Raw genomic sequence first — 20,757 nt, 5'->3', positions numbered from 1 at the left:
CGTTACGCAAAGCTTAACGCCCCCTACCCCCGATAAATACTGAAGATAAAATTCTCTTTGTGTGACTGAGACATAATGCCGAAAGAACGGTCGAATTTGACCGCTCTTTTTTTATTTTAAAACATCACATTCCGGCGATATATTTCAGCATTACCCCCGCTGCAATGGCAGAGCCGATAACTCCCGCCACGTTCGGTCCCATGGCGTGCATCAGTAAAAAGTTTTGGTGATCCGCTTCTAAACCGACTTTATTTGATACCCGCGCTGCCATTGGTACGGCGGATACACCGGCAGATCCGATAAGCGGGTTAATTTTGTTTTTGCTGAATTTATTCATCAATTTTGCCATTAATATGCCGCTTGCCGTACCGATTCCGAAAGCAATCACGCCAAGTAATAAAATGCCTAAAGTTTGCGGTTGAAGGAATTTATCTGCCACTAATTTTGCGCCGACCGACAAACCAAGCACGATAGTGGTGATATTGATTAAGGCATTTTGCGTGGTATCGCTTAAACGTTCCACTACACCGCTTACCCGCATTAAGTTACCAAAGCAGAACATTCCCAGTAGCGGTGCTGCATCAGGTAGCAATAAAGCGACTAATAACAGCAAGATGATCGGGAACAGCACTTTCTCACGATTGCTGACGTGACGAAGTTGAACCATACGAATTTTGCGTTCTTCTTCTGTCGTTAAGGCTTTCATAATCGGTGGTTGAATCAAGGGAACTAAAGCCATATAAGAATACGCGGCGACTGCAATAGCGCCTAATAATTCAGGGGCGAGTTTACTGGTGAGATAAATCGCTGTTGGGCCGTCTGCACCGCCAATAATACCGATAGCGGCAGCTTGTGGAAGCGTAAACGGAATAATACCAAGCCAGTTTAATGCTAATGCCCCTAACACAGTGGTAAAGATACCGAATTGTGCAGCCGCACCGAGTAACAGCGTTCTTGGATTTGCAAGAAGCGGACCGAAGTCCGTCATTGCACCTACCCCCATAAAAATAACAAGCGGCGCAACGCCATAGCCGATAGCCACTTTATAGAAAAGTGCGAGAATACCGGCACTGTATCCTAAGTCACCGGCTAAGGTTTCAAGTGCTGCGATTTGAGAGGGTAACGCACTATTGAGTGCTGCTTTTATCGCTGCGGGATCCGCTGTGGTATTCAATTTCGCCGCAACCAATGAAAGCTGCTGTACCGTGCCTGAGTGGAGAAGGTTATCTAATGCGCTCATTGCAATTCCGGCTTCAGGAATATTGGATAGCAATCCACCAAAACCGATAGGCAATAAGAGCAGCGGCTCAAATTTTCGGGCAATGGCAAGCCAAAGCAGGAGCAAGCTCACACCGATCATTACGGCTTGCCCCCATTCCAAGTGCATAATGCCCATTCCTTTAAATAATGCAATAATACTGTCCATATTTACCGCCTACGATTTATGCGATGGTCATTAAGGTATCGCCCACAGTAACGCTATCCCCGGTTTTGACGGAAATACCACGCACAGTACCGCCTTGGGCGGCACGAATTTCGGTTTCCATTTTCATTGCTTCAAGAATGAGCAATACATCCCCTTCTGCGACAGTTTGCCCTTCGGTGGCGACAACCTTCCAAATATTTCCTGACATCGGTGCGGTTATCGGTGTACCTGTGTTTGATGTAGGCGCTGAAACAGGTGTTGCTGGCGCCGGTGCAGGCGTTGGAACTGTCGTTGGGGCGATATTGGTTACCTCTCCGCCCTCGCTGACTTTAACAACAAATGCTTTGCCTTCTAACTCAACGGTATAAACCGCCGGTTCGGAGGATTTAGCCGTAGAAAGTGCGGTCGGTTTTTCCACCGTTTTGTTTGACGGGGTTTCGGCTGTCGGGGCAGGCTCAAAGGCTGACGGATTACCGCGATTTTCTAAGAATTTCAAGCCCACTTGTGGGAACAAGGCAACAATTAACACATCATCAATTTCATTTTCGGCAAGTTTAATGCCTTTTTCTTGTGCTAATTGTTTCACTTCTGTAATGAGTTTATCCATTTCCGGTGCGAGATGATCCGCCGGGCGATCCGTGATCGGTTGTGCGCCATCCAGTACCCGAGCCTGCAATGCACTGTTAACGGCCGCAGGAGTGCGTCCATATTCGCCTTTTAAAATTCCTGCGGTTTCTTTTGCAATGGTTTTATAGCGTTCCCCCATTAATACATTAATAACCGCTTGCGTTCCCACAATTTGAGAGGTTGGAGTGACTAATGGAATATAGCCCAAATCTTCGCGCACTTTCGGAATTTCTTGCAATACTAAATCTAACTTATCGGACGCATTTTGCTGTTTTAATTGGCTTTCCAAATTCGTTAGCATTCCGCCCGGCACCTGTGCTACTAAAATACGGCTGTCAGAACCTTTCAATTGACCTTCAAATTTCGCATATTTTTTACGAACTTCACGGAAATAAGCCGCGATTTTCTCAATTTTCAGCACATCTAAACCGGTGTCGTAACCCGTGCCTTGTAAAGTGGCAACGAGAGCTTCGGTGGCAGGGTGGCCGTAAGTACCGCTCATTGATGAAATGGAGGTATCAATGCCGTCAAGTCCTGCTTCCACACCTTTTAACAATGCCATCTCCGCCATACCGGTGGTGGCATGGCAGTGCAAATGCAAGCGAACATCGTAACGTTTTTTTATTTCACTCACTAATTCGTAAGCCGCCATCGGTGTTAAAATGCCCGACATATCTTTAATCACAAGAGAATCAATACCGATTTCTAATAATTGCTCGGTGGTGTTCAACCAAGTTTCTAAGGTGTGAACCGGGCTGGTGGTATAACTCAATGTGCCTTGTGCGTGGCCGCCTTGCTTGCGAACGGCTTTCAAGGCTTGTTGCATATTACGGGGATCGTTCATCGCATCAAACACGCGGAAAACGCTCATTCCGTTTGCGACAGCACGTTCAACGAAACGATCCACCACATCATCGGCATAATGACGATAGCCCAATAAATTTTGCCCGCGTAGTAACATTTGTAATGGGGTTTTTGGTAAGGCTTTTTTCAGTTCACGTAAACGAACCCAAGGATCTTCACCTAAAAAACGGATACAACTATCAAAAGTTGCGCCCCCCCAAGCTTCTAATGACCAATAGCCGATATCATCTAATTCAGCGGCTATTGGCAGCATATCTTCAAGACGCATTCGGGTTGCAAAAAGAGATTGATGGGCATCGCGTAATACGACATCAGTAATAGCAATTTTTTTATGTTGAGTAGTCATAAATACCTCTTTCTATGGCTATTTTAAGCTCTGTTGACGGCGGTGATGGGCAATTGCGGCAACAATAATCGGTCGCAACTGTTCAAGATTATCTTTATCAGTAGAAGAATTTGGTGCGGAGGGCGGCGTTGTTATCGGCTCGGGAAAATAACGATTAATCAGTTTTGAAGAAAAACCGACAGCGTAAATGAGTAGGAACAGAAACAATATCACAAAACCCATTCCTGCAAACATCAAATTAATTCCTTCAAGCATAAGTTCGGAACCTGTCATTATGACCTCCATATTACGAATATTGTGAATACGTTATATTAGGCAATTTTTCAATAAAAATCTTTGAGCAGGGTCACAAAATGAGGAAAAGTGCGGTTGAAAATCACGGTATTATGTTGCTTGCACAAATCATCGTAGGGTTGCGTTAGGCGAAGCCGTAACGTACCAATCAACAAGATTTAATGATGAAATAGTGCGTTACGCAAAGTTTCCCCCCGTTCTAAAATTCTTTTTACGCAACTGCTACATAATAATGGAAAATCAACTCATTTTAGTAAGGCAATTCCACCCTCACCAGTAACCCATTTTCAAAGTGAACGCTATTTAACAAAGTGAGTGTTCCTGCGTAGTTTTTCACAATTTCCGCTGCAATAGCCAAACCTAATCCCGAACCTTGTTGTTCCGTGCCGAGAATACGGTAGAAAGGGTCAAGCACGCGTTTGCGTTCTTCCTGCGGAATGCCGTTGCCATTATCTTCCACTTCAATGATGATACGGTTTTTTCCTTGTTGTACGCTCAAATCAATTCGGCTGCCATTTGGTGTATAACGAATGGCGTTATCCACTAAGGTTTTTACCAGTAAATAGAAATCCGTTTCCAAACCTTGAAAATTAACCGTTTGTTCATTGGTAACGCCTAAATCTTGATTTTTATCTATTGCCAAGGGGAGCAGATCTTCAATCACTCGGCGGAAAATAGTTTGTACGTTGAAATCGGTGTAATTTTCCATTTTATTATTTTGAATGCGGGCGAAGGAAAGCAGTTGATCCAATAAGTTTCGGTTACGTTGAATGCTTTGTCGGATTTGATCAAGTTGCTGTCCGTCTTCATTTGATAAGTTTTGGTAAGTAAGTTGTTCCACTTGCAAAGAAAGGGCGGTCATCGGGCTGCGCAATTCGTGTGAGGCATCGGCAATAAAACGTTTTTGTTGCTGAATAAAATCATTTGTTCGCTCTAATAAACGGTTGATTTCCACCACAAATCCGCGAATTTCACTCGGGATTTTTTCAACCGGTAGCGGTGTAAGATTTTGTTCGTGGCGTTGTTCCACTTTGCGAGAAAGGCGGTTTACGGGTTTCATTGCCATACGCACGGTAACAATGGTGAGCAAAATAACCAAAGGTAATAGCACTAATAACGGCAACACCGCGTGCCAAGCGCTACGAATCGCTAATTTCTCACGGTATTCATTTTCTTGCGTGATAATGATTTTGCCCTGCGGCGTATTGCGAACATAAGTGCGGTATAAATCATCTGCGTTTTTTACGGTGTACCAGAGACGGGTTTCTTTTTTCGGATTGACTTTTTTATATTTTTTACCGTCTTTGCGGAGGGTATGGAAACCGTCTTCCATTTGCTGTGGAAAGTCAGGTGGTAGTTTGTCGCCTTGTTTTCGATGACGTTCAAAATGCATATAAACCCGGGCGTTATTATTATGCGGAGGCTGAAGTGCGGTCGGATTTTCGGAAGAATTGATAAAATTTGAGAGCTGAATCAGCATATCATCTTGTAATTTATAGCTTTCACGATAAGTATCGTAAAAGGATACGCCACCGGCAACGCCGGCAGCCAAGGTAAATAGGGCGGTAAAAGTCAGGGTAAGTTTGAATTGGATAGAGTTTTTCATTTTAGTTTCTATGAACTGATTTATCGTGTTTTTCTCGTTTTGACGGAAAAGAGAAAAATACTTGGGAAATCAACCGCACTTTTTTCTCTGTTGTCAAATATAATCATCTTAATCTTTTGCAACTAACCATCCGACTCCTCGCACATTTTTAATACGTGTTTTGCCGATTTTCTTACGTAAGCTATGGATCAAAAAATCAATGGCGTTACTTTCCACTTCTTCCCCCCAAGCGTAGATTTTGTCTTCCAAATCCGCACGGGAATGAATAATACCGGGGCGTGTCATCAAGGCTTGAAGAATGGCAAATTCTTTATTACTCAGTTCAATCGGTACGGTTTGATCGCTAAGGGTAACCTGATAATTGGTCGGATTTAGGGTTATCACGCCGTTACTTAATAGTGGTGAGCTTTGTCCGCCTTGGCGACGCAATACGGCACGAATGCGTGCTAATAATTCCGATAAATCAAAAGGCTTGATGAGGTAATCATCCGCACCGCCGTCTAACCCTGCAAGGCGACTATCTAAATCATCGCGCGCCGTAACAATTAATACGGGGGTATGATTTTTGCTTTGGCGTAAATGACGAAGCAGTTGCAAGCCGTCTTGTCCCGGTAAGCCTAAATCCAGTAGCACCAAATCATATTGTTGGGTCTGTAAGGCTCGTTCGGCAGTATTGCCGTTATTTACCCAATCCACTGCATAGCATGCTGTTTTCAAGCCGTTTGCAACCGCTTCGGCGATCATTTTGTCATCTTCGACTAATAAAATTCGCATGGTTTTCTCATCAATAAGTTACAACAAAAAATAACCGCACTTTATGAAAAGAACACAAAAGTGCGGTTGATTTTATCACTAAATATTATTGCTGACGAAATCCGCCTGATTGAGTTTGCCCGCCTTGTTCGTGATGATATTCACCCCGTTCATGATGACCTTTATTTGACTTGTGGTGATGCCCTTTTGCGTGATGTTTATGATGTTTGCCTTTTTCTTTTTTCGGCATATCAATAAGTTGCCCTTTTTCCGCATCTACGGCAACAACAAATTCTTGTCCGTTCACCACGGTTTCAATGCGATAAAAGGCTTTTTCCCTGTGTGAGTGATACTCGGCTTCCGCCACTTTGCCTCCGGTTTTGGCTACTGCGATTTCCATTGCTTGTGCAAAGGTGACTTTGGGTTCAGCTGTTTCCGCCGGTATTTTTACTTTTTTCGGCGTTTTGCTTTTCGTGCCTAAAATTTCACCGTTATTAGCATCGACATCAACTTTGTGTTTCTGACCATTGGCTAATACTTCTACTTGGAAATAATCTTTGCCGTATTTCGTGTGATGAAATTCAATTTCTTTCACTTTAGCATCTGAGCCGATTTTATTTTGCGCCGCAGAGAGAGCGTGCATTGCAGAAATTTGCGTTTTACCGAGTGATTCCTGAGCCTGTGGCGACAAAGCCTGAGCTACGCTCACCGCACCTAATGTCATTGCGCCGATAAGTAATGTATTGATCCATTTTTTCATTTTTTTCTCCTTAATCAAGAATGGTTTGTTAACTTATTTCAAGGTTGTTTCTTTCGATGGCGGGCATTCTAAGCAAGAAAAATTAGGGAAAAATTAGGGAATAAAGAAATTAAGTAATTTTCGAGATAAATTTTGATTTTGGAGAGACGAAGTTTGCGAATAAAAAGTAATGGATTTGTTAAGATTTAGCGTGCTTTCATCGTATTAATCTCAAATTATTGTCAAAAAATCTCATATCCCTTTTCGCCTTAGTGACAAAATAAAATGAATAAGAAATAATCGCCATACCTATTTTACGCTTTGTCGGTAGGTTATTTTTATCCGTTTTTTAATTAAGAGATTTTAATTATGTTTACAACTTTTGTTGATTTTGTTGCGAAGATTGTTGCTCCAATGCAACGTCAATTTATCAATTTTATTCGCATTGCGATTTTTATCGTTATGGCTTGGATCGGCGGTTTAAAAGTCGTGCAATATGAAGCGGACGGCATTGCACATTTTGTTTCCAACAGCCCGTTTATGAGTTTCTTATACGAAAAAGGCCCTAATTTAGTGGAAAACGACAAGGGTGAATTGGTGATGGAATATACCTTACACAAAAACCCGGAAGGTAAAATGGTCGCCAAAAATATTGAATGGCACAAAGCCAACGGCACTTATACCGCCTCTTATATTATCGGTGCGATTATCGTTACTATCGGTGTATTGGTATTACTTGGTATTTGGAATCCAACCTTAGGCTTAGCCGGTGGTTTACTTACTTTCGGAATGTCTATTGTTACCCTTTCGTTTTTGATTACCACGCCTGAAGCTTGGGTGCCGAATCTTGGCGGTGATATGCCAAGTCCGAACGTGGGTTTCCCTTATTTATCAGGTGTCGGGCGTTTAGTGATTAAGGATATTATTATGATGGCGGGCGGCTTAACCGCTGCAGCGGAATGTGCGAGTCGTTATTTAGCAGCGAGAAAAGCAGTGTAATAATGAACTTACTTTAGAGAGGGGGCTTATTGCTCCCTTTTCCTTTATGGGATGTTTATGTTGATTTGCGGTATTTTTTAGATTGGCGGAAAGTCATGGGAGTTGAACCCACCCGGGAACGCTGGCGTCCCCAACAGGATTTGAAGTCCTGCCACCTCACCGGAGATGACGACCTTCCGAGGTTGAAACGGAGGCTACTTTAGCGTAAATTAATCGCCAATTCAACGTCATCGTGAATTAAATTTAAAATGTTTACGGCATTGTCTCGTCCCTGTCATGTGTATTGGCTTCGGCTTGCGCCTTTGTGTCCGTTTTAATTTAATTCACGCTATTTAAAAACGGATTCTAAAATGACCGCACTTTTTCAACAATTGCCTTCTGTAGATAAACTACTCAAAACGCCACAAGGCGAGCAGCTTATTGCCGAATTTGGTCATTCCGCTGTGGTAGAAATGAGTCGAACTTTACTAACACTGGCGCGTCAATTTATTCATAAAAACCATCAACTCCCCGAATATTTCTGTTCTCTAGAGCGCACTTTTGCTGAGCTCCGGTATTGTTTACAGCAACAAAATCTCGTGCAAATTAAAGCGGTACATAATCTTACCGGAACAGTATTACACACAAATTTAGGACGCGCTTTATGGGCGAAAGAAGCGCAAAATGCGGCATTGTCCGCAATGGTTGAAAATGTTGCTTTGGAATATGATTCGGACGAAGGAGTGCGTAGCCATCGTGATAATTATATCAGCGAGCTGCTGTGCCGTTTAACCGGTGCGGAAGCTGCTTGCGTGGTGAACAATAATGCAGCGGCGGTGTTGTTAATGTTGGCAGCGTTTGCTCAAGGCAAAGAAGTGGTGATTTCACGCGGTGAATTGATTGAAATCGGCGGGGCGTTTCGTATTCCGGACATTATGGTGCAGGCGGGTTGCCATTTAGTAGAAGTTGGCACAACCAATCGCACTCATTTGACGGATTATCGTAATGCGATTAGTGAAAATACCGCCTTCTTAATGAAAGTTCACAGCAGTAACTATCAAATTTGCGGCTTTACTTCGTCAGTTTCGGAGCAGGAACTGGTTGAACTGGGACGTGAAATAAATCTTCCTGTGGTGACGGATCTTGGCAGTGGGGCATTGGTTGATTTAAGCCGATATGGTTTGCCGAAAGAACCGACGGTGCAAGAAAAAGTCTCACAAGGTGTAGATTTAGTGTCTTTTTCCGGCGATAAATTGCTGGGGGGCGTACAGGCAGGGATCATTGTGGGTAAAAAAGAATGGATTGCACGGCTACAAGCCCATCCCCTGAAACGTGCCTTGCGCTGTGATAAAACAATTCTTGCCGGTTTAGAGGCTACGCTGCGTTTGTATTTTAACCCGGAAAAATTGGCGGAGCGTTTGCCAACACTAGGTTTGCTCACTCAATCGTCCGAACAACTCAAGGAAAAAGCTGAGCGACTCAAAGTGCGGTTGGAAATGCGGTTAAATTCACAATTTGATGTTCAAATCGAAAAGAGTTTTGCACAAATCGGCAGTGGTTCACAACCGATGGCGCGCATTCCTTCCATCGCCGTTACGGTTTCCGAAAAAACAAACGAAAAACTGACCGCACTTTCCGCCCGTTTAAAATTGCTTTCCCGCCCGATAATCGGGCGAATGGAAGGGGGCAAATTATGGCTGGATTTACGCAGCCTTGCGGATATTGAAACCTTATTACACACAGTGGACGAACTATGATTATTGTTACTTCAGGACACGTTGATCACGGCAAAACGGCATTATTAAAAGCGTTAACGGGTACGAATACCGCCCATTTGCCGGAAGAAAAAAAACGAGGAATGACCATTGATCTTGGTTATGCCTATCTTCCTTTTACAGCTAACAATAGTATCGAAACCCTTGGTTTTATTGATGTACCGGGGCATGAAAAATTTTTATCAAATATGCTGGCAGGTTTAGGTGGTGTGCATTATGCCATGTTGATTGTGGCGGCGAATGAAGGTATCGCCGAACAAACGAGGGAACACCTAGCGATTTTGCGCCAGCTACAGTTTAATCAAATTATCGTGGTGCTGACGAAATCGGATCGGGCAAGTTCGGCGCAGATCGAAGCATTAATTCAAAAAATAAAACAGGATTACGCTTTTTTATGTGATGCCGAATATTTTGTTACTTCTGCAGAAACCGGCGAAGGGATTGAGGCATTGCGTGATTACTTACGGCAACTTCCGGAACTTTCCGACAGACAAAAACCGTTTCGTTATGCCATTGATCGTGTATTTCGTGTGAAAGGCGCAGGTACGGTGGTAACAGGCACGGCATTTGCCGGCGTGGTGAAAGTGGATGACGAACTCTATCTTTCCAAAGGTCAAAAAGTGCGTGTGAAAGCCATTCATGCGCAAAATACACCAAGCGGACAAGGTGTGTCAGGCCAGCGTTTGGCATTGAATTTGAATGTGGATTTGGATCGCATTCCGATGGAACGCGGCGATTGGTTATTGCAGGATTCACCACTTTTACCTACGGATCGAATCAGCGTACAAATTCAAGCGGAAACCGCGCTGAATGAAAATCAGTCGGTGCATATTTACCATGCGGCAAGCCGTACCACAGGTAAACTTACTTTATTGCAAAGCAAAAATGCGCTGCCGAATGACCGCACTTTGGCGGAAATTACGTTGGATTCTCCGTTGTTTTTAAGTTTCGGCGATCGATTAATTTTGCGTAGTGGGGATGCGAAAAACTTAGTGGCAGGAGGGCGAGTGTTGGAAATTGATTCGCCGAAACGCCATAAGCGCACCGAAGTGCGGTTAAATTTCTTGACAAATTTGGCTGTTGCGGAAACCGTAGTGCAGCGTATTGCATTTACCCTTCAAACTAATGCGGTAACCGCAAAAAAATTAATGTGGACGGAACAACTGACGGCACAACAGTTGGATGACGCTTTGATAAGCTGCGGTGCGGTACGTTATCAAGATTGGTGTTTTAATGATGATTATGCACAAGAAAAAAAATGGCAAATTTTAACCGCACTTAGCGCTTATCACGAGCAGCATAATGATCAACTTGGCGTGAGCAAAGCCCGTTTGCACCGAATGGCGGTGCTTAATCAACCGGAAAATCTGATTTATCATTTTATTGATGAAATGCTGGATGAGGGATTATTACAACAAACACGAGGCTGGCTGCATCTACCGGAGCATAAAATTCAATTTACAGCGGAGGAACAAGCCCGTTGGGCGGAGATGTTGGCGGAATTTGAACGTGCTCAAGGTCAAGCTATTTGGGTGCGTGATATGGCGAATGCTTTGGCAATGGACGAAAGTGCAATGCGTAATTTTATGTATAAAGCAGGAAAACTTGGCTATCTCACGCCTATCGTGAAAGATCGTTTCTTCTTAACGGAAACGATTTATGCTTATGCACGCTTGATCAAACAAATCGCAGAGGAAGAAGGTAAAATTTCGGTAAATGAAGTTCGAGACCGTTTGAATTTTGGTCGTAAACTTACGGTGCAACTTATGGAGTACTTTGATCGCATCGGTTTTTTACGCCGTAAAGGAAATGATCATATCTTGCGTGATAAGAATGTATTTGATTTATAAGGAGATAATATGAAAAAAGCATTGATTTCAGCGGTAATTTTGACCGCACTTTTAACCACCGGCTGCCAAGATAAAGAAACGCAGGAGAAAATTGATCGGCTTAATCAAAGAATAACGCAGCTCACGGAAGAAAATAAACAGCTGCAACTGGATGTACTTGCCAATAAAACTTGGGCTGAGAATATTATTCCGGCAATTTTCGCAGAAGAAGATGTGGTGTTCAAAAAATCGGAAACGATTAAATATCCAAAATCAAAAGAAGATTATGCACCGAAAGAAGGTAATATTGTCTATTCCATTTCGACATTGAAAACCAATATTGATTGGTTAAATCAATTGTTGTGGGAAAAGTTGACTCGTAAAGACGGCAATGTTCCTACGCGTGAACAGTTTGTGAGCAATCATCAGAAAGATTTTGACGAAAGCAAGAAAGTGATGATGGAGGAACGAGAAATTGGTTTAGTAGTAAACCGTAATATTGACTTTATTGGTCAAAAAGAAAAATTGGCAACCTTTGTTATCGGTAACTATGAATATACCGGCGGCGCGCATGGTATGAATATAAATCGTTATTTCACTGTTGATTTAACTACTCATAGGATTCTTACATTAAATGACGTATTTGATGATGAAACCTTACCGAAAATTAAAGACCTATTGTGGCAACGTTATATCGGGCAACGAGGCGAAAATGGTGAAACTTTCGTTTCCCAAAAGGATTTTAAGGTGTCTCACAATATTTACTTGGACAGTTCAGGCGTACATTTTATTTATGATGTGTATGAAATAGCGCCTTATGTCTTGGGCGAGCAAGATTTGACCCTTGGTTGGTGGGCATTGGAAACCCTACTTAGCTCTAAATTCAAGCAGCAGAACTATGTGAAATTTACGAATGTATGTGAAATATGTTAAAGAAGAAACATTAATGAAACGTAAAAAGTGCGGTGGATTTTACCGGTATTATGTAGCAATTGCACAAAACATCGTAAATACCATCGTTCCTGTAAGGTGGGCAAATTTTTGCCCACCTTTCTAATTACGATATTTCAATGGTGGGCAACTAGTTGCCCACCCTACCCCAAGAAATATCAAAGCGCTTTGTGCAACTGATACATAATACCGGATTTTACCGCACTTTTTTACTTTCCTTTTTTTACCCAATATTTAAAAGGCGGAGTTTCAACCTCGCTTTGTATTAGCGTGTGATCCATAAATTGACAAAAACTTGGAATATCACGGGTAGTGGCAGGATCATCGGCGATAATTAACAGCACATCACCATCGTTTAAATGACGAATATTCTTGCGTACCAGCATTACCGGTTCAGGGCAACGCAAGCCTAAGGTGTCAAGAGTTTGAGTTACTGCAGGTTCAGACATCTTCTTTTTTCCTGAAAAAATAATGCGGTATCATACCGCACTTACGGCAAAATTTCGACAAATCCCCATCATCAGTGATAGACTAGCGCGATTAAAATTACCTGAAAAAAGACAATGGCGGAATATCTTGTTCCTAAAAGTGCGGTTATTTTTGAAGAAGAAATAAAGAAAAGTCGCTTTATCACTTATTTACAACGTACGGAAGGTTTAGCGGAGGCAAAAGCCTTTTGGTCGCAAATTAGATTGATGCACCCTAATGCACGTCATCATTGTTGGGCGACTGTTGCGGGTAAGCCGACGGATTCACAACAATTTGGATTTTCAGATGACGGCGAGCCGGCGGGAACGGCAGGAAAACCGATGTTGAGTGCGCTTCAAGGTTGTAATATCGGCGAAATTAGCGCTGTTGTGGTGCGTTATTACGGTGGTGTTCTTTTGGGAACAGGGGGATTGGTGCGCGCTTATGGCAATGGCGTTCAACAAGCATTAAAACTGTTGGAAACCGAAACGAAAGTAGAACGCACGCTTTTTCGTTTAGATATTGATTATGGGCAGCTCGGCTTTGTACAGTTACTTTGTGAGAAGTACCGAATCGAAATTTTAGATCAGGATTTTCAGGTGCAAATTTATTTAATCCTTGGCATTAGTGAAGAAATGATTCCGCCTTTTACCGCAGAATTACGGGAAAAATCGGCGGGAAGATTGGTGATCAACCCTCTAGAGACAGGCGAATAATTGTGCATATTTTATCCATTATCCGAATTATCGGCATTCTTGTAATGTGCTTTTCCGGTACGATGCTTATCCCGGCATTCGTTGCATTCATTTATGGCGATGGGGGGGGGAAAGCCTTTATGCAGGCATTTGCGTTAAGCTTAATGACCGGTGCATTGCTGTGGTGGCCTTGTCATCATCATAAACAGGAATTGCGTTCACGCGAGGGTTTTTTAATTGTTGTGGCATTTTGGTTTGTATTGGGGGGATTAGCCACTTTACCCTTGCTGCTATTCGATGTGCTAAATTTATCGCTGGCTTCCGCGGTGTTTGAGGCCTTTTCCGGCTTAACCACTACCGGGGCGACAGTTATGACAGGGTTGGATAATTTGCCGAAAGCAATTTTGTTTTATCGTCAATTTCTACAATGGCTTGGCGGTATGGGAATCATTGTGTTGGCGATTGCGATTATTCCGTTGCTAGGCGTTGGTGGAATGCAATTGTATCGTGCAGAGATGTCCGGTCCGATGAAAGAGCAGAAAATTCGACCTAGGATCGCGGAAACAGCAAAAGTGTTATGGATAATTTATCTTTTTCTGACCCTTTCTTGTGCGCTGGCTTATTGGCTGGCGGGAATGACGCCTTTTGATGCGATTACCCATAGCTTTTCCACCGTCTCTATCGGCGGATTTTCAACGCACGATGCGAGTATGGGGTACTTCAATAGCCCGCTTATTAATAGTATCACTATGTTATTTCTATTAATTTCAGCTTGTAATTTCGGATTACATTTTCGTGCTTTTTCAACGATTGGAAGGGACAATTTTTTCAAAATTTATTTGCGTGATCCGGAATTTCGGTTTTTTATCAGTATTCAGTTTATTCTTATTATTGTTTGCACTTTGGTGATGTGGAGCCATAGTTATTTCTCATCATCTTGGCAAGATTTTGAACAGGTGTTGTTCCAAGCGATATCCATTTCAACCACAACAGGCTATACGACCTCTAATTTTACTTCATGGCCTTCTTTTGTTCCCGTCATATTGATTCTTGCCTCATTTATGGGTGGGTGTGCCGGCTCTGTGGGCGGCGGCTTGCGTGTGGCGCGTGTATTGCTGCTATACTTACAGGGGAAACGCGAATTGAAACGGGTTGTGCATCCTAACTTGGTTTACCCCATTAAGTGGGGAAACAATGTGTTGGATGAACGTGTTATCGGTAGTATTTGGGCGTTTTTTTCCGCTTATCTTTTAGTTTTTTTTATTTGTTTACTTGGCGTGATAGCATGTGGTGTCGAACCTTTTGACGCATTTAACGCGGTATTAGCCACGCTGAATAATTTAGGCGTAGGATTAGGTTCGGTTAGCAACAGTATGATAGCCGTTCCGGATAGTGCAAAATGGGTTTTGTCTATCGCAATGGTGTGCGGTCGTTTAGAAATTTTCACGCTTTTAGCATTATTTACCCCTGCATTTTGGAAATCATAATGAAAACATTAATTCTTTATTTAAGTCATGATGGGCAAACGAAAAAAATCGCAGAATTTTTGACCGCACATTTAAAAGGCGAAGTGGTTTTGGCGCCGTTGCGGGAAGATTATGACATTCAAGGTTTTGAACTGGTGGTCATCGGCGCTTCGATTCGTTATGGTCATTTTAATAAATCCCTTGATCGTTTTATCGTACGCAACCGCCTTCATTTAGAACGGAAAAGCGCGGTGTTTTTTGGTGTGAATTTAACGGCACGCAAAGAAGGTAAAGATAATCCGGAAACGAATACTTATGTACGTAAATTTTTGCACCGCACGAAATGGCAACCGAAATTAGCGGCAGTGTTTGCGGGTGCGTTGCTTTATCCGCGTTATAGATGGTTCGATCGTATGATGATCCGATTTATAATGAAGATCACCGGTGGTGAAACGGATACAAGTAAAGAAATTGAATATACGAATTGGGATAAAGTTAAAGAATTTGCGAATCGAATCAATGAGTTGAATAAATAATCGGATTTTAGCCGTATTTTAAGCGATTTGGATAAGGTTCATACAAAAGATCAAAAAATTAAAATTTTTTACAAAAATTCCTTGCAAGACAAAAATTTTTGCCTATAATGCGCACCACACAACGACGCACTGTTGTGAAGGATTTAAAATTGCAGTGCGTCGTTTTATTTTCGCCTTATTTTGAGCGTGTTGTTTTGAATTGGCGAATGGCTCTTTAACAATGTATCAGACAATCTGTGTGGGCACTTGTTGATTGACTTGTTTAAAATAATTTTTAATTTTGAAGTCTTAATAGGTGCTTAACTTGAGATTCATTTTTACCTTATTTTTCAAGGTGAATAATTTTTTAGTCAGTATTTATTGAGCGATTGAACTTGAATTGAAGAGTTTGATCATGGCTCAGATTGAACGCTGGCGGCAGGCTTAACACATGCAAGTCGAACGGTAGCGGGAAGGAGCTTGCTTCTTTTCGTGAGAGTGGCGGACGGGTGAGTAATGCTTGGGAATCTGGCTTATGGAGGGGGATAACTACTGGAAACGGTAGCTAATACCGCGTAATGTCTATGGACTAAAGGGGGCGTTTGCTCTTGCCATAAGATGAGCCCAAGTGGGATTAGGTAGTTGGTGGGGTAATGGCCTACCAAGCCTGCGATCTCTAGCTGGTCTGAGAGGATGGCCAGCCACACCGGGACTGAGACACGGCCCGGACTCCTACGGGAGGCAGCAGTGGGGAATATTGCGCAATGGGGGGAACCCTGACGCAGCCATGCCGCGTGAATGAAGAAGGCCTTCGGGTTGTAAAGTTCTTTCGGTGATGAGGAAGGGATTGTGGTTAATACCCACAGTCATTGACGTTAATTACAGAAGAAGCACCGGCTAACTCCGTGCCAGCAGCCGCGGTAATACGGAGGGTGCGAGCGTTAATCGGAATAACTGGGCGTAAAGGGCACGCAGGCGGCTATTTAAGTGAGGTGTGAAATCCCCGGGCTTAACCTGGGAATTGCATTTCATACTGGGTAGCTAGAGTACTTTAGGGAGGGGTAGAATTCCACGTGTAGCGGTGAAATGCGTAGAGATGTGGAGGAATACCGAAGGCGAAGGCAGCCCCTTGGGAATGTACTGACGCTCATGTGCGAAAGCGTGGGGAGCAAACAGGATTAGATACCCTGGTAGTCCACGCTGTAAACGCTGTCGATTTGGGGATTGGGCTTTAAGCTTGGTGCCCGTAGCTAACGTGATAAATCGACCGCCTGGGGAGTACGGCCGCAAGGTTAAAACTCAAATGAATTGACGGGGGCCCGCACAAGCGGTGGAGCATGTGGTTTAATTCGATGCAACGCGAAGAACCTTACCTACTCTTGACATCCTCAGAATCCGATAGAGATATTGGAGTGCCTTTGGGAACTGAGAGACAGGTGCTGCATGGCTGTCGTCAGCTCGTGTTGTGAAATGTTGGGTTAAGTCCCGCAACGAGCGCAACCCTTATCCTTTGTTGCCAGCGACTTGGTCGGGAACTCAAAGGAGACTGCCGGTGATAAACCGGAGGAAGGTGGGGATGACGTCAAGTCATCATGGCCCTTACGAGTAGGGCTACACACGTGCTACAATGGCGTATACAGAGGGAAGCGAGGCAGCGATGCGGAGCGAATCTCACAAAGTACGTCTAAGTCCGGATTGGAGTCTGCAACTCGACTCCATGAAGTCGGAATCGCTAGTAATCGCGAATCAGAATGTCGCGGTGAATACGTTCCCGGGCCTTGTACACACCGCCCGTCACACCATGGGAGTGGGTTGTACCAGAAGTAGATAGCTTAACCGTAAGGGGGGCGTTTACCACGGTATGATTCATGACTGGGGTGAAGTCGTAACAAGGTAACCGTAGGGGAACCTGCGGTTGGATCACCTCCTTACCTATAGCGAGCGATAGCAAGTGTTCACACAGATTGGCTGATGGATTGTAGACAAAAGAGAGCAGAAAAGATTAAGTAAGAGTATCTTTAATTGATGTCCCCATCGTCTAGAGGCCTAGGACATCGCCCTTTCACGGCGGTAACCGGGGTTCGAATCCCCGTGGGGACGCCAATTAAAGATAACTTTAACGGGAAATCTTATTGTTCTTTAACAAATTGGAAACAAGCTGAAAAACTGAAGAGACTTCTGTCGGGGCGAAAGCCCTGAGACAAGCAAGTCTGAGTAGTAAAAATCTTGATTGAACAAAAGCAATCAAGTGTTTAGTTAGATTAAGTAACGGCTTAAGTGTTAAACGGAAATTGTAAAAACACTTGAGGTTGTATAGTTAAGTGACTAAGCGTACAAGGTGGATGCCTTGGCAATCAGAGGCGAAGAAGGACGTGCTAATCTGCGAAAAGCTCGGATGAGTCGATAAGAGGCGTATAATCCGAGATATCCGAATGGGGAAACCCAGTAGATGAAGAATCTACTATCTTATTATGAATCCATAGTAATAAGAGGCAAACCGGGAGAACTGAAACATCTAAGTACCCCGAGGAAAAGAAATCAACCGAGATTCCGTAAGTAGCGGCGAGCGAAAGCGGAGGAGCCGTCAGTGATAGCAGTGTATTAAGAAGAATCAACTGGGAAGTTGAACGAAACAGGGTGATAGTCCCGTATTCGAATAGTGCATTGTGGTACTAGGCTGACAACAAGTAGGGCGGGACACGTGATATCCTGTCTGAATATGGGGGGACCATCCTCCAAGGCTAAATACTCCTGATTGACCGATAGTGAACCAGTACTGTGAAGGAAAGGCGAAAAGAACCCCGGCGAGGGGAGTGAAATAGAACCTGAAACCTTGTACGTACAAGCAGTGGGAGCCCCATCACTCAATCGTATTGAGTGGTAGCAATTCCAAAGGAAATAACCGCACTTTAATGGTTAATTTTTGCGAAGCAAAAATTCAACCATCCCCAATAAGCAGTGGGATTGAGTGATGGGGTGACTGCGTACCTTTTGTATAATGGGTCAGCGACTTATATTTTGTAGCGAGGTTAACCGCATAGGGGAGCCGAAGGGAAACCGAGTCTTAACTGGGCGATATAGTTGCAAGGTATAGACCCGAAACCCGGTGATCTAGCCATGGGCAGGTTGAAGGTTGGGTAACACTAACTGGAGGACCGAACCGACTAATGTTGAAAAATTAGCGGATGACTTGTGGCTGGGGGTGAAAGGCCAATCAAACCGGGAGATAGCTGGTTCTCCCCGAAATCTATTTAGGTAGAGCCTTGAGCGGACACCTTCGGGGGTAGAGCACTGTTTCGGCTAGGGGGCCATCCCGGCTTACCAACCCGATGCAAACTGCGAATACCGAAGAGTGATACTCAGGAGACACACGGCGGGTGCTAACGTCCGTCGTGGAGAGGGAAACAACCCAGACCGCCAGCTAAGGTCCCAAAGTTTATATTAAGTGGGAAACGAAGTGGGAAGGCTTAGACAGCTAGGATGTTGGCTTAGAAGCAGCCACCATTTAAAGAAAGCGTAATAGCTCACTAGTCGAGTCGGCCTGCGCGGAAGATGTAACGGGGCTCAAATATAGCACCGAAGCTGCGGCATCAGGATTTATCCTGTTGGGTAGGGGAGCGTTGTGTAAGCGGAAGAAGGTGAATCGAGAGGTTTGCTGGACGTATCACAAGTGCGAATGCTGACATAAGTAACGATAAAACGGGTGAAAAACCCGTTCGCCGGAAGACCAAGGTTTCCTGTCCAACGTTAATCGGGGCAGGGTGAGTCGGCCCCTAAGGCGAGGCTGAAAAGCGTAGTCGATGGGAAACGGGTTAATATTCCCGTACTTGGTAAAGCTGCGATGTGGGGACGGAGCAGGTTAGGCAAGCAAGGTGTTGGAAATCCTTGTTTAAGGTCGTAGGTGGGAAGTTTAGGCAAATCCGGACATCCTTAACACCGAGAGCTGATGACGATTGTCTACGGACAAGAAGTTGCCGATACCACACTTCCAGGAAAAGCCACTAAGCTTCAGGCTTTACTAAACCGTACTGAAAACCGACACAGGTGGTCAGGTAGAGAATACTCAGGCGCTTGAGAGAACTCGGGTGAAGGAACTAGGCAAAATAGCACCGTAACTTCGGGAGAAGGTGCGCCGGCGTAGATTGTAGTGATTTACTCACGAAGGTTGAACCGGTCGAAGTGACCCGCTGGCTGCAACTGTTTATTAAAAACACAGCACTCTGCAAACACGAAAGTGGACGTATAGGGTGTGATGCCTGCCCGGTGCTGGAAGGTTAATTGATGGTGTAATCGCAAGAGAAGCACCTGATCGAAGCCCCAGTAAACGGCGGCCGTAACTATAACGGTCCTAAGGTAGCGAAATTCCTTGTCGGGTAAGTTCCGACCTGCACGAATGGCATAATGATGGCCAGGCTGTCTCCACCCGAGACTCAGTGAAATTGAAATCGCCGTGAAGATGCGGTGTACCCGCGGCTAGACGGAAAGACCCCGTGAACCTTTACTATAGCTTGACACTGAACCTTGAATTTTGATGTGTAGGATAGGTGGGAGACGTTGAAGCGGTAACGCCAGTTATCGTGGAGTCGGCCTTGAAATACCACCCTTTAACGTTTGATGTTCTAACGAAGAATCCGAAACGGGTTCTCGGACAGTGTCTGGTGGGTAGTTTGACTGGGGCGGTCTCCTCCCAAAGCGTAACGGAGGAGCACGAAGGTTTGCTAATGACGGTCGGACATCGTCAGGTTAGTGCAATGGTATAAGCAAGCTTAACTGCGAGACGGACAAGTCGAGCAGGTACGAAAGTAGGTCATAGTGATCCGGTGGTTCTGCATGGAAGGGCCATCGCTCAACGGATAAAAGGTACTCCGGGGATAACAGGCTGATACCGCCCAAGAGTTCATATCGACGGCGGTGTTTGGCACCTCGATGTCGGCTCATCACATCCTGGGGCTGAAGTAGGTCCCAAGGGTATGGCTGTTCGCCATTTAAAGTGGTACGCGAGCTGGGTTTAGAACGTCGTGAGACAGTTCGGTCCCTATCTGCCGTGGGCGTTGGAGAATTGAGAGGGGCTGCTCCTAGTACGAGAGGACCGGAGTGGACGCACCACTGGTGTACGGGTTGTGTCGCCAGACGCATTGCCCGGTAGCTAAGTGCGGAAGAGATAAGTGCTGAAAGCATCTAAGCACGAAACTTGCCTCGAGATGAGTTCTCCCAGTCTTTAAGACTGTAAGGGTTGTTTAAGACTAAGACGTAGATAGGCACCATGTGTAAGTGTTGCGAGACATTGAGCTAAGGTGTACTAATTGCCCGAGAGGCTTAACTATACAACGCTCAAGTGTTTTTGGAGCGGATTAACTAAATAAGAAAGCTTAAGAGCGTTCAGGAAAGATTTTTCAGCTTGTGGACAATTTAATAAAACGGATGA

14 protein-coding genes, 2 tRNA genes and 2 rRNA genes are annotated in these 20,757 nt (G+C 44.2%); 10 read left to right on the top strand and 8 right to left on the bottom strand.

The features are described 5' to 3' along the window. Positions 1 to 124: 124 nt before the first annotated feature. The 6 genes from IHV77_RS05760 to IHV77_RS05735 form a co-directional block, all read right to left on the bottom strand. On the bottom strand, positions 125 to 1,426 hold the full coding sequence (locus IHV77_RS05760; RefSeq protein WP_194813131.1) for a sodium ion-translocating decarboxylase subunit beta: 1,302 nt from the start codon (positions 1,424 to 1,426) through the stop codon (positions 125 to 127). Positions 1,427 to 1,442: 16 nt separating this feature from the next. Further along, positions 1,443 to 3,263, bottom strand: a complete 1,821-nt coding sequence (gene oadA / locus IHV77_RS05755; RefSeq protein ID WP_194813130.1) for a sodium-extruding oxaloacetate decarboxylase subunit alpha — start codon at positions 3,261 to 3,263, stop codon at positions 1,443 to 1,445. Between the two features lie 18 nt (positions 3,264 to 3,281). Beyond that, positions 3,282 to 3,536: an oxaloacetate decarboxylase subunit gamma gene (locus IHV77_RS05750; protein WP_194813129.1), complete on the bottom strand. Its 255-nt coding sequence runs from the start codon at positions 3,534 to 3,536 to the stop codon at positions 3,282 to 3,284. A 271-nt stretch (positions 3,537 to 3,807) separates the two neighbouring features. Then, positions 3,808 to 5,163, bottom strand: coding sequence for a sensor histidine kinase (locus IHV77_RS05745; protein ID WP_194813128.1), 1,356 nt, complete (start codon positions 5,161 to 5,163; stop codon positions 3,808 to 3,810). 108 nt (positions 5,164 to 5,271) lie between these two features. Further along, positions 5,272 to 5,937 carry a response regulator gene (locus IHV77_RS05740; protein ID WP_194813127.1) on the bottom strand — a complete coding sequence of 222 codons (666 nt, stop codon included), beginning with the start codon at positions 5,935 to 5,937 and terminating at the stop codon, positions 5,272 to 5,274. Between the two features lie 85 nt (positions 5,938 to 6,022). After that, on the bottom strand, positions 6,023 to 6,676 hold the full coding sequence (locus tag IHV77_RS05735) for a PepSY domain-containing protein (protein WP_194813126.1): 654 nt from the start codon (positions 6,674 to 6,676) through the stop codon (positions 6,023 to 6,025). A gap of 348 nt (positions 6,677 to 7,024) precedes the next feature. On the opposite strand from IHV77_RS05735, the gene IHV77_RS05730 reads away from it, so the two are divergent. Continuing rightward, positions 7,025 to 7,654 carry a DUF417 family protein gene (locus IHV77_RS05730; protein WP_194813125.1) on the top strand — a complete coding sequence of 210 codons (630 nt, stop codon included), beginning with the start codon at positions 7,025 to 7,027 and terminating at the stop codon, positions 7,652 to 7,654. Positions 7,655 to 7,737: 83 nt separating this feature from the next. Here the strand turns inward: IHV77_RS05730 and IHV77_RS05725 are convergent. Continuing rightward, a tRNA-Sec gene (locus tag IHV77_RS05725) sits at positions 7,738 to 7,832 on the bottom strand. A gap of 172 nt (positions 7,833 to 8,004) precedes the next feature. Between IHV77_RS05725 and selA the strand changes: the two genes are divergently transcribed. Genes selA through IHV77_RS05710 form a run of 3 tightly spaced genes read left to right on the top strand, consistent with a single transcriptional unit; the run spans position 8,005 to position 12,170 of the window. After that, the gene (gene selA / locus IHV77_RS05720; RefSeq protein WP_194813124.1) at positions 8,005 to 9,390 is read left to right on the top strand and encodes an L-seryl-tRNA(Sec) selenium transferase; all 1,386 of its coding nucleotides are present in this window, start codon (positions 8,005 to 8,007) and stop codon (positions 9,388 to 9,390) included. Next, the gene (gene selB / locus IHV77_RS05715; protein ID WP_194813123.1) at positions 9,387 to 11,258 is read left to right on the top strand and encodes a selenocysteine-specific translation elongation factor; all 1,872 of its coding nucleotides are present in this window, start codon (positions 9,387 to 9,389) and stop codon (positions 11,256 to 11,258) included. Before selA ends, selB begins: the two co-directional genes overlap by 4 nt. Before the next feature lie 9 nt (positions 11,259 to 11,267). Next, positions 11,268 to 12,170 carry an RsiV family protein gene (locus IHV77_RS05710; RefSeq protein WP_194813122.1) on the top strand — a complete coding sequence of 301 codons (903 nt, stop codon included), beginning with the start codon at positions 11,268 to 11,270 and terminating at the stop codon, positions 12,168 to 12,170. Between the two features lie 227 nt (positions 12,171 to 12,397). Here the strand turns inward: IHV77_RS05710 and tusA are convergent, their stop codons facing one another. Then, positions 12,398 to 12,637 carry a sulfurtransferase TusA gene (gene tusA, locus IHV77_RS05705; protein WP_194813121.1) on the bottom strand — a complete coding sequence of 80 codons (240 nt, stop codon included), beginning with the start codon at positions 12,635 to 12,637 and terminating at the stop codon, positions 12,398 to 12,400. Between the two features lie 114 nt (positions 12,638 to 12,751). Between tusA and IHV77_RS05700 the strand changes: the two genes are divergently transcribed. The 6 genes from IHV77_RS05700 to IHV77_RS05675 all read left to right on the top strand — a co-directional run bounded on the left by IHV77_RS05700 (position 12,752) and on the right by IHV77_RS05675 (position 20,656). Next, positions 12,752 to 13,372 (top strand): YigZ family protein, encoded by a 621-nt coding sequence (locus IHV77_RS05700; RefSeq protein ID WP_194813120.1) that lies wholly within the window; start codon positions 12,752 to 12,754, stop codon positions 13,370 to 13,372. 2 nt (positions 13,373 to 13,374) lie between these two features. Continuing rightward, positions 13,375 to 14,838, top strand: coding sequence for a TrkH family potassium uptake protein (locus IHV77_RS05695; protein ID WP_194813119.1), 1,464 nt, complete (start codon positions 13,375 to 13,377; stop codon positions 14,836 to 14,838). After that, positions 14,838 to 15,353, top strand: coding sequence for a menaquinone-dependent protoporphyrinogen IX dehydrogenase (hemG, locus tag IHV77_RS05690; protein WP_194813118.1), 516 nt, complete (start codon positions 14,838 to 14,840; stop codon positions 15,351 to 15,353). Before IHV77_RS05695 ends, hemG begins: the two co-directional genes overlap by 1 nt. 376 nt (positions 15,354 to 15,729) lie before the next feature. After that, positions 15,730 to 17,263 (top strand): 16S ribosomal RNA (locus IHV77_RS05685). Positions 17,264 to 17,359: 96 nt separating this feature from the next. Next, a tRNA-Glu gene (locus IHV77_RS05680) sits at positions 17,360 to 17,435 on the top strand. Positions 17,436 to 17,647: 212 nt separating this feature from the next. Continuing rightward, positions 17,648 to 20,656 (top strand): 23S ribosomal RNA (locus IHV77_RS05675). Together the 16S and 23S rRNA genes with 1 tRNA gene alongside form the textbook arrangement of a ribosomal RNA operon. Positions 20,657 to 20,757 lie beyond the last annotated feature (101 nt).

Source organism: Rodentibacter haemolyticus, from assembly GCF_015356115.1.
Classification (GTDB): domain Bacteria; phylum Pseudomonadota; class Gammaproteobacteria; order Enterobacterales; family Pasteurellaceae; genus Rodentibacter; species Rodentibacter haemolyticus.
Note: the sequence above shows the minus strand (reverse complement) of the source record. Positions and strands in the feature narration are given on the sequence as shown.

Coding starts and splice junctions, on each gene's coding strand:
- IHV77_RS05710 (WP_194813122.1), top strand. CDS start 11,268: ATGAAAAAAGCATTGATTTCAGCGGTAATTTTGACCGCACTTTTAACC.
- oadA (WP_194813130.1), bottom strand. CDS start 3,263: ATGACTACTCAACATAAAAAAATTGCTATTACTGATGTCGTATTACGC.
- hemG (WP_194813118.1), top strand. CDS start 14,838: ATGAAAACATTAATTCTTTATTTAAGTCATGATGGGCAAACGAAAAAA.
- selB (WP_194813123.1), top strand. CDS start 9,387: ATGATTATTGTTACTTCAGGACACGTTGATCACGGCAAAACGGCATTA.
- IHV77_RS05730 (WP_194813125.1), top strand. CDS start 7,025: ATGTTTACAACTTTTGTTGATTTTGTTGCGAAGATTGTTGCTCCAATG.
- IHV77_RS05740 (WP_194813127.1), bottom strand. CDS start 5,937: ATGCGAATTTTATTAGTCGAAGATGACAAAATGATCGCCGAAGCGGTT.
- tusA (WP_194813121.1), bottom strand. CDS start 12,637: ATGTCTGAACCTGCAGTAACTCAAACTCTTGACACCTTAGGCTTGCGT.
- IHV77_RS05750 (WP_194813129.1), bottom strand. CDS start 3,536: ATGACAGGTTCCGAACTTATGCTTGAAGGAATTAATTTGATGTTTGCA.
- selA (WP_194813124.1), top strand. CDS start 8,005: ATGACCGCACTTTTTCAACAATTGCCTTCTGTAGATAAACTACTCAAA.
- IHV77_RS05745 (WP_194813128.1), bottom strand. CDS start 5,163: ATGAAAAACTCTATCCAATTCAAACTTACCCTGACTTTTACCGCCCTA.
- IHV77_RS05760 (WP_194813131.1), bottom strand. CDS start 1,426: ATGGACAGTATTATTGCATTATTTAAAGGAATGGGCATTATGCACTTG.
- IHV77_RS05700 (WP_194813120.1), top strand. CDS start 12,752: ATGGCGGAATATCTTGTTCCTAAAAGTGCGGTTATTTTTGAAGAAGAA.
- IHV77_RS05735 (WP_194813126.1), bottom strand. CDS start 6,676: ATGAAAAAATGGATCAATACATTACTTATCGGCGCAATGACATTAGGT.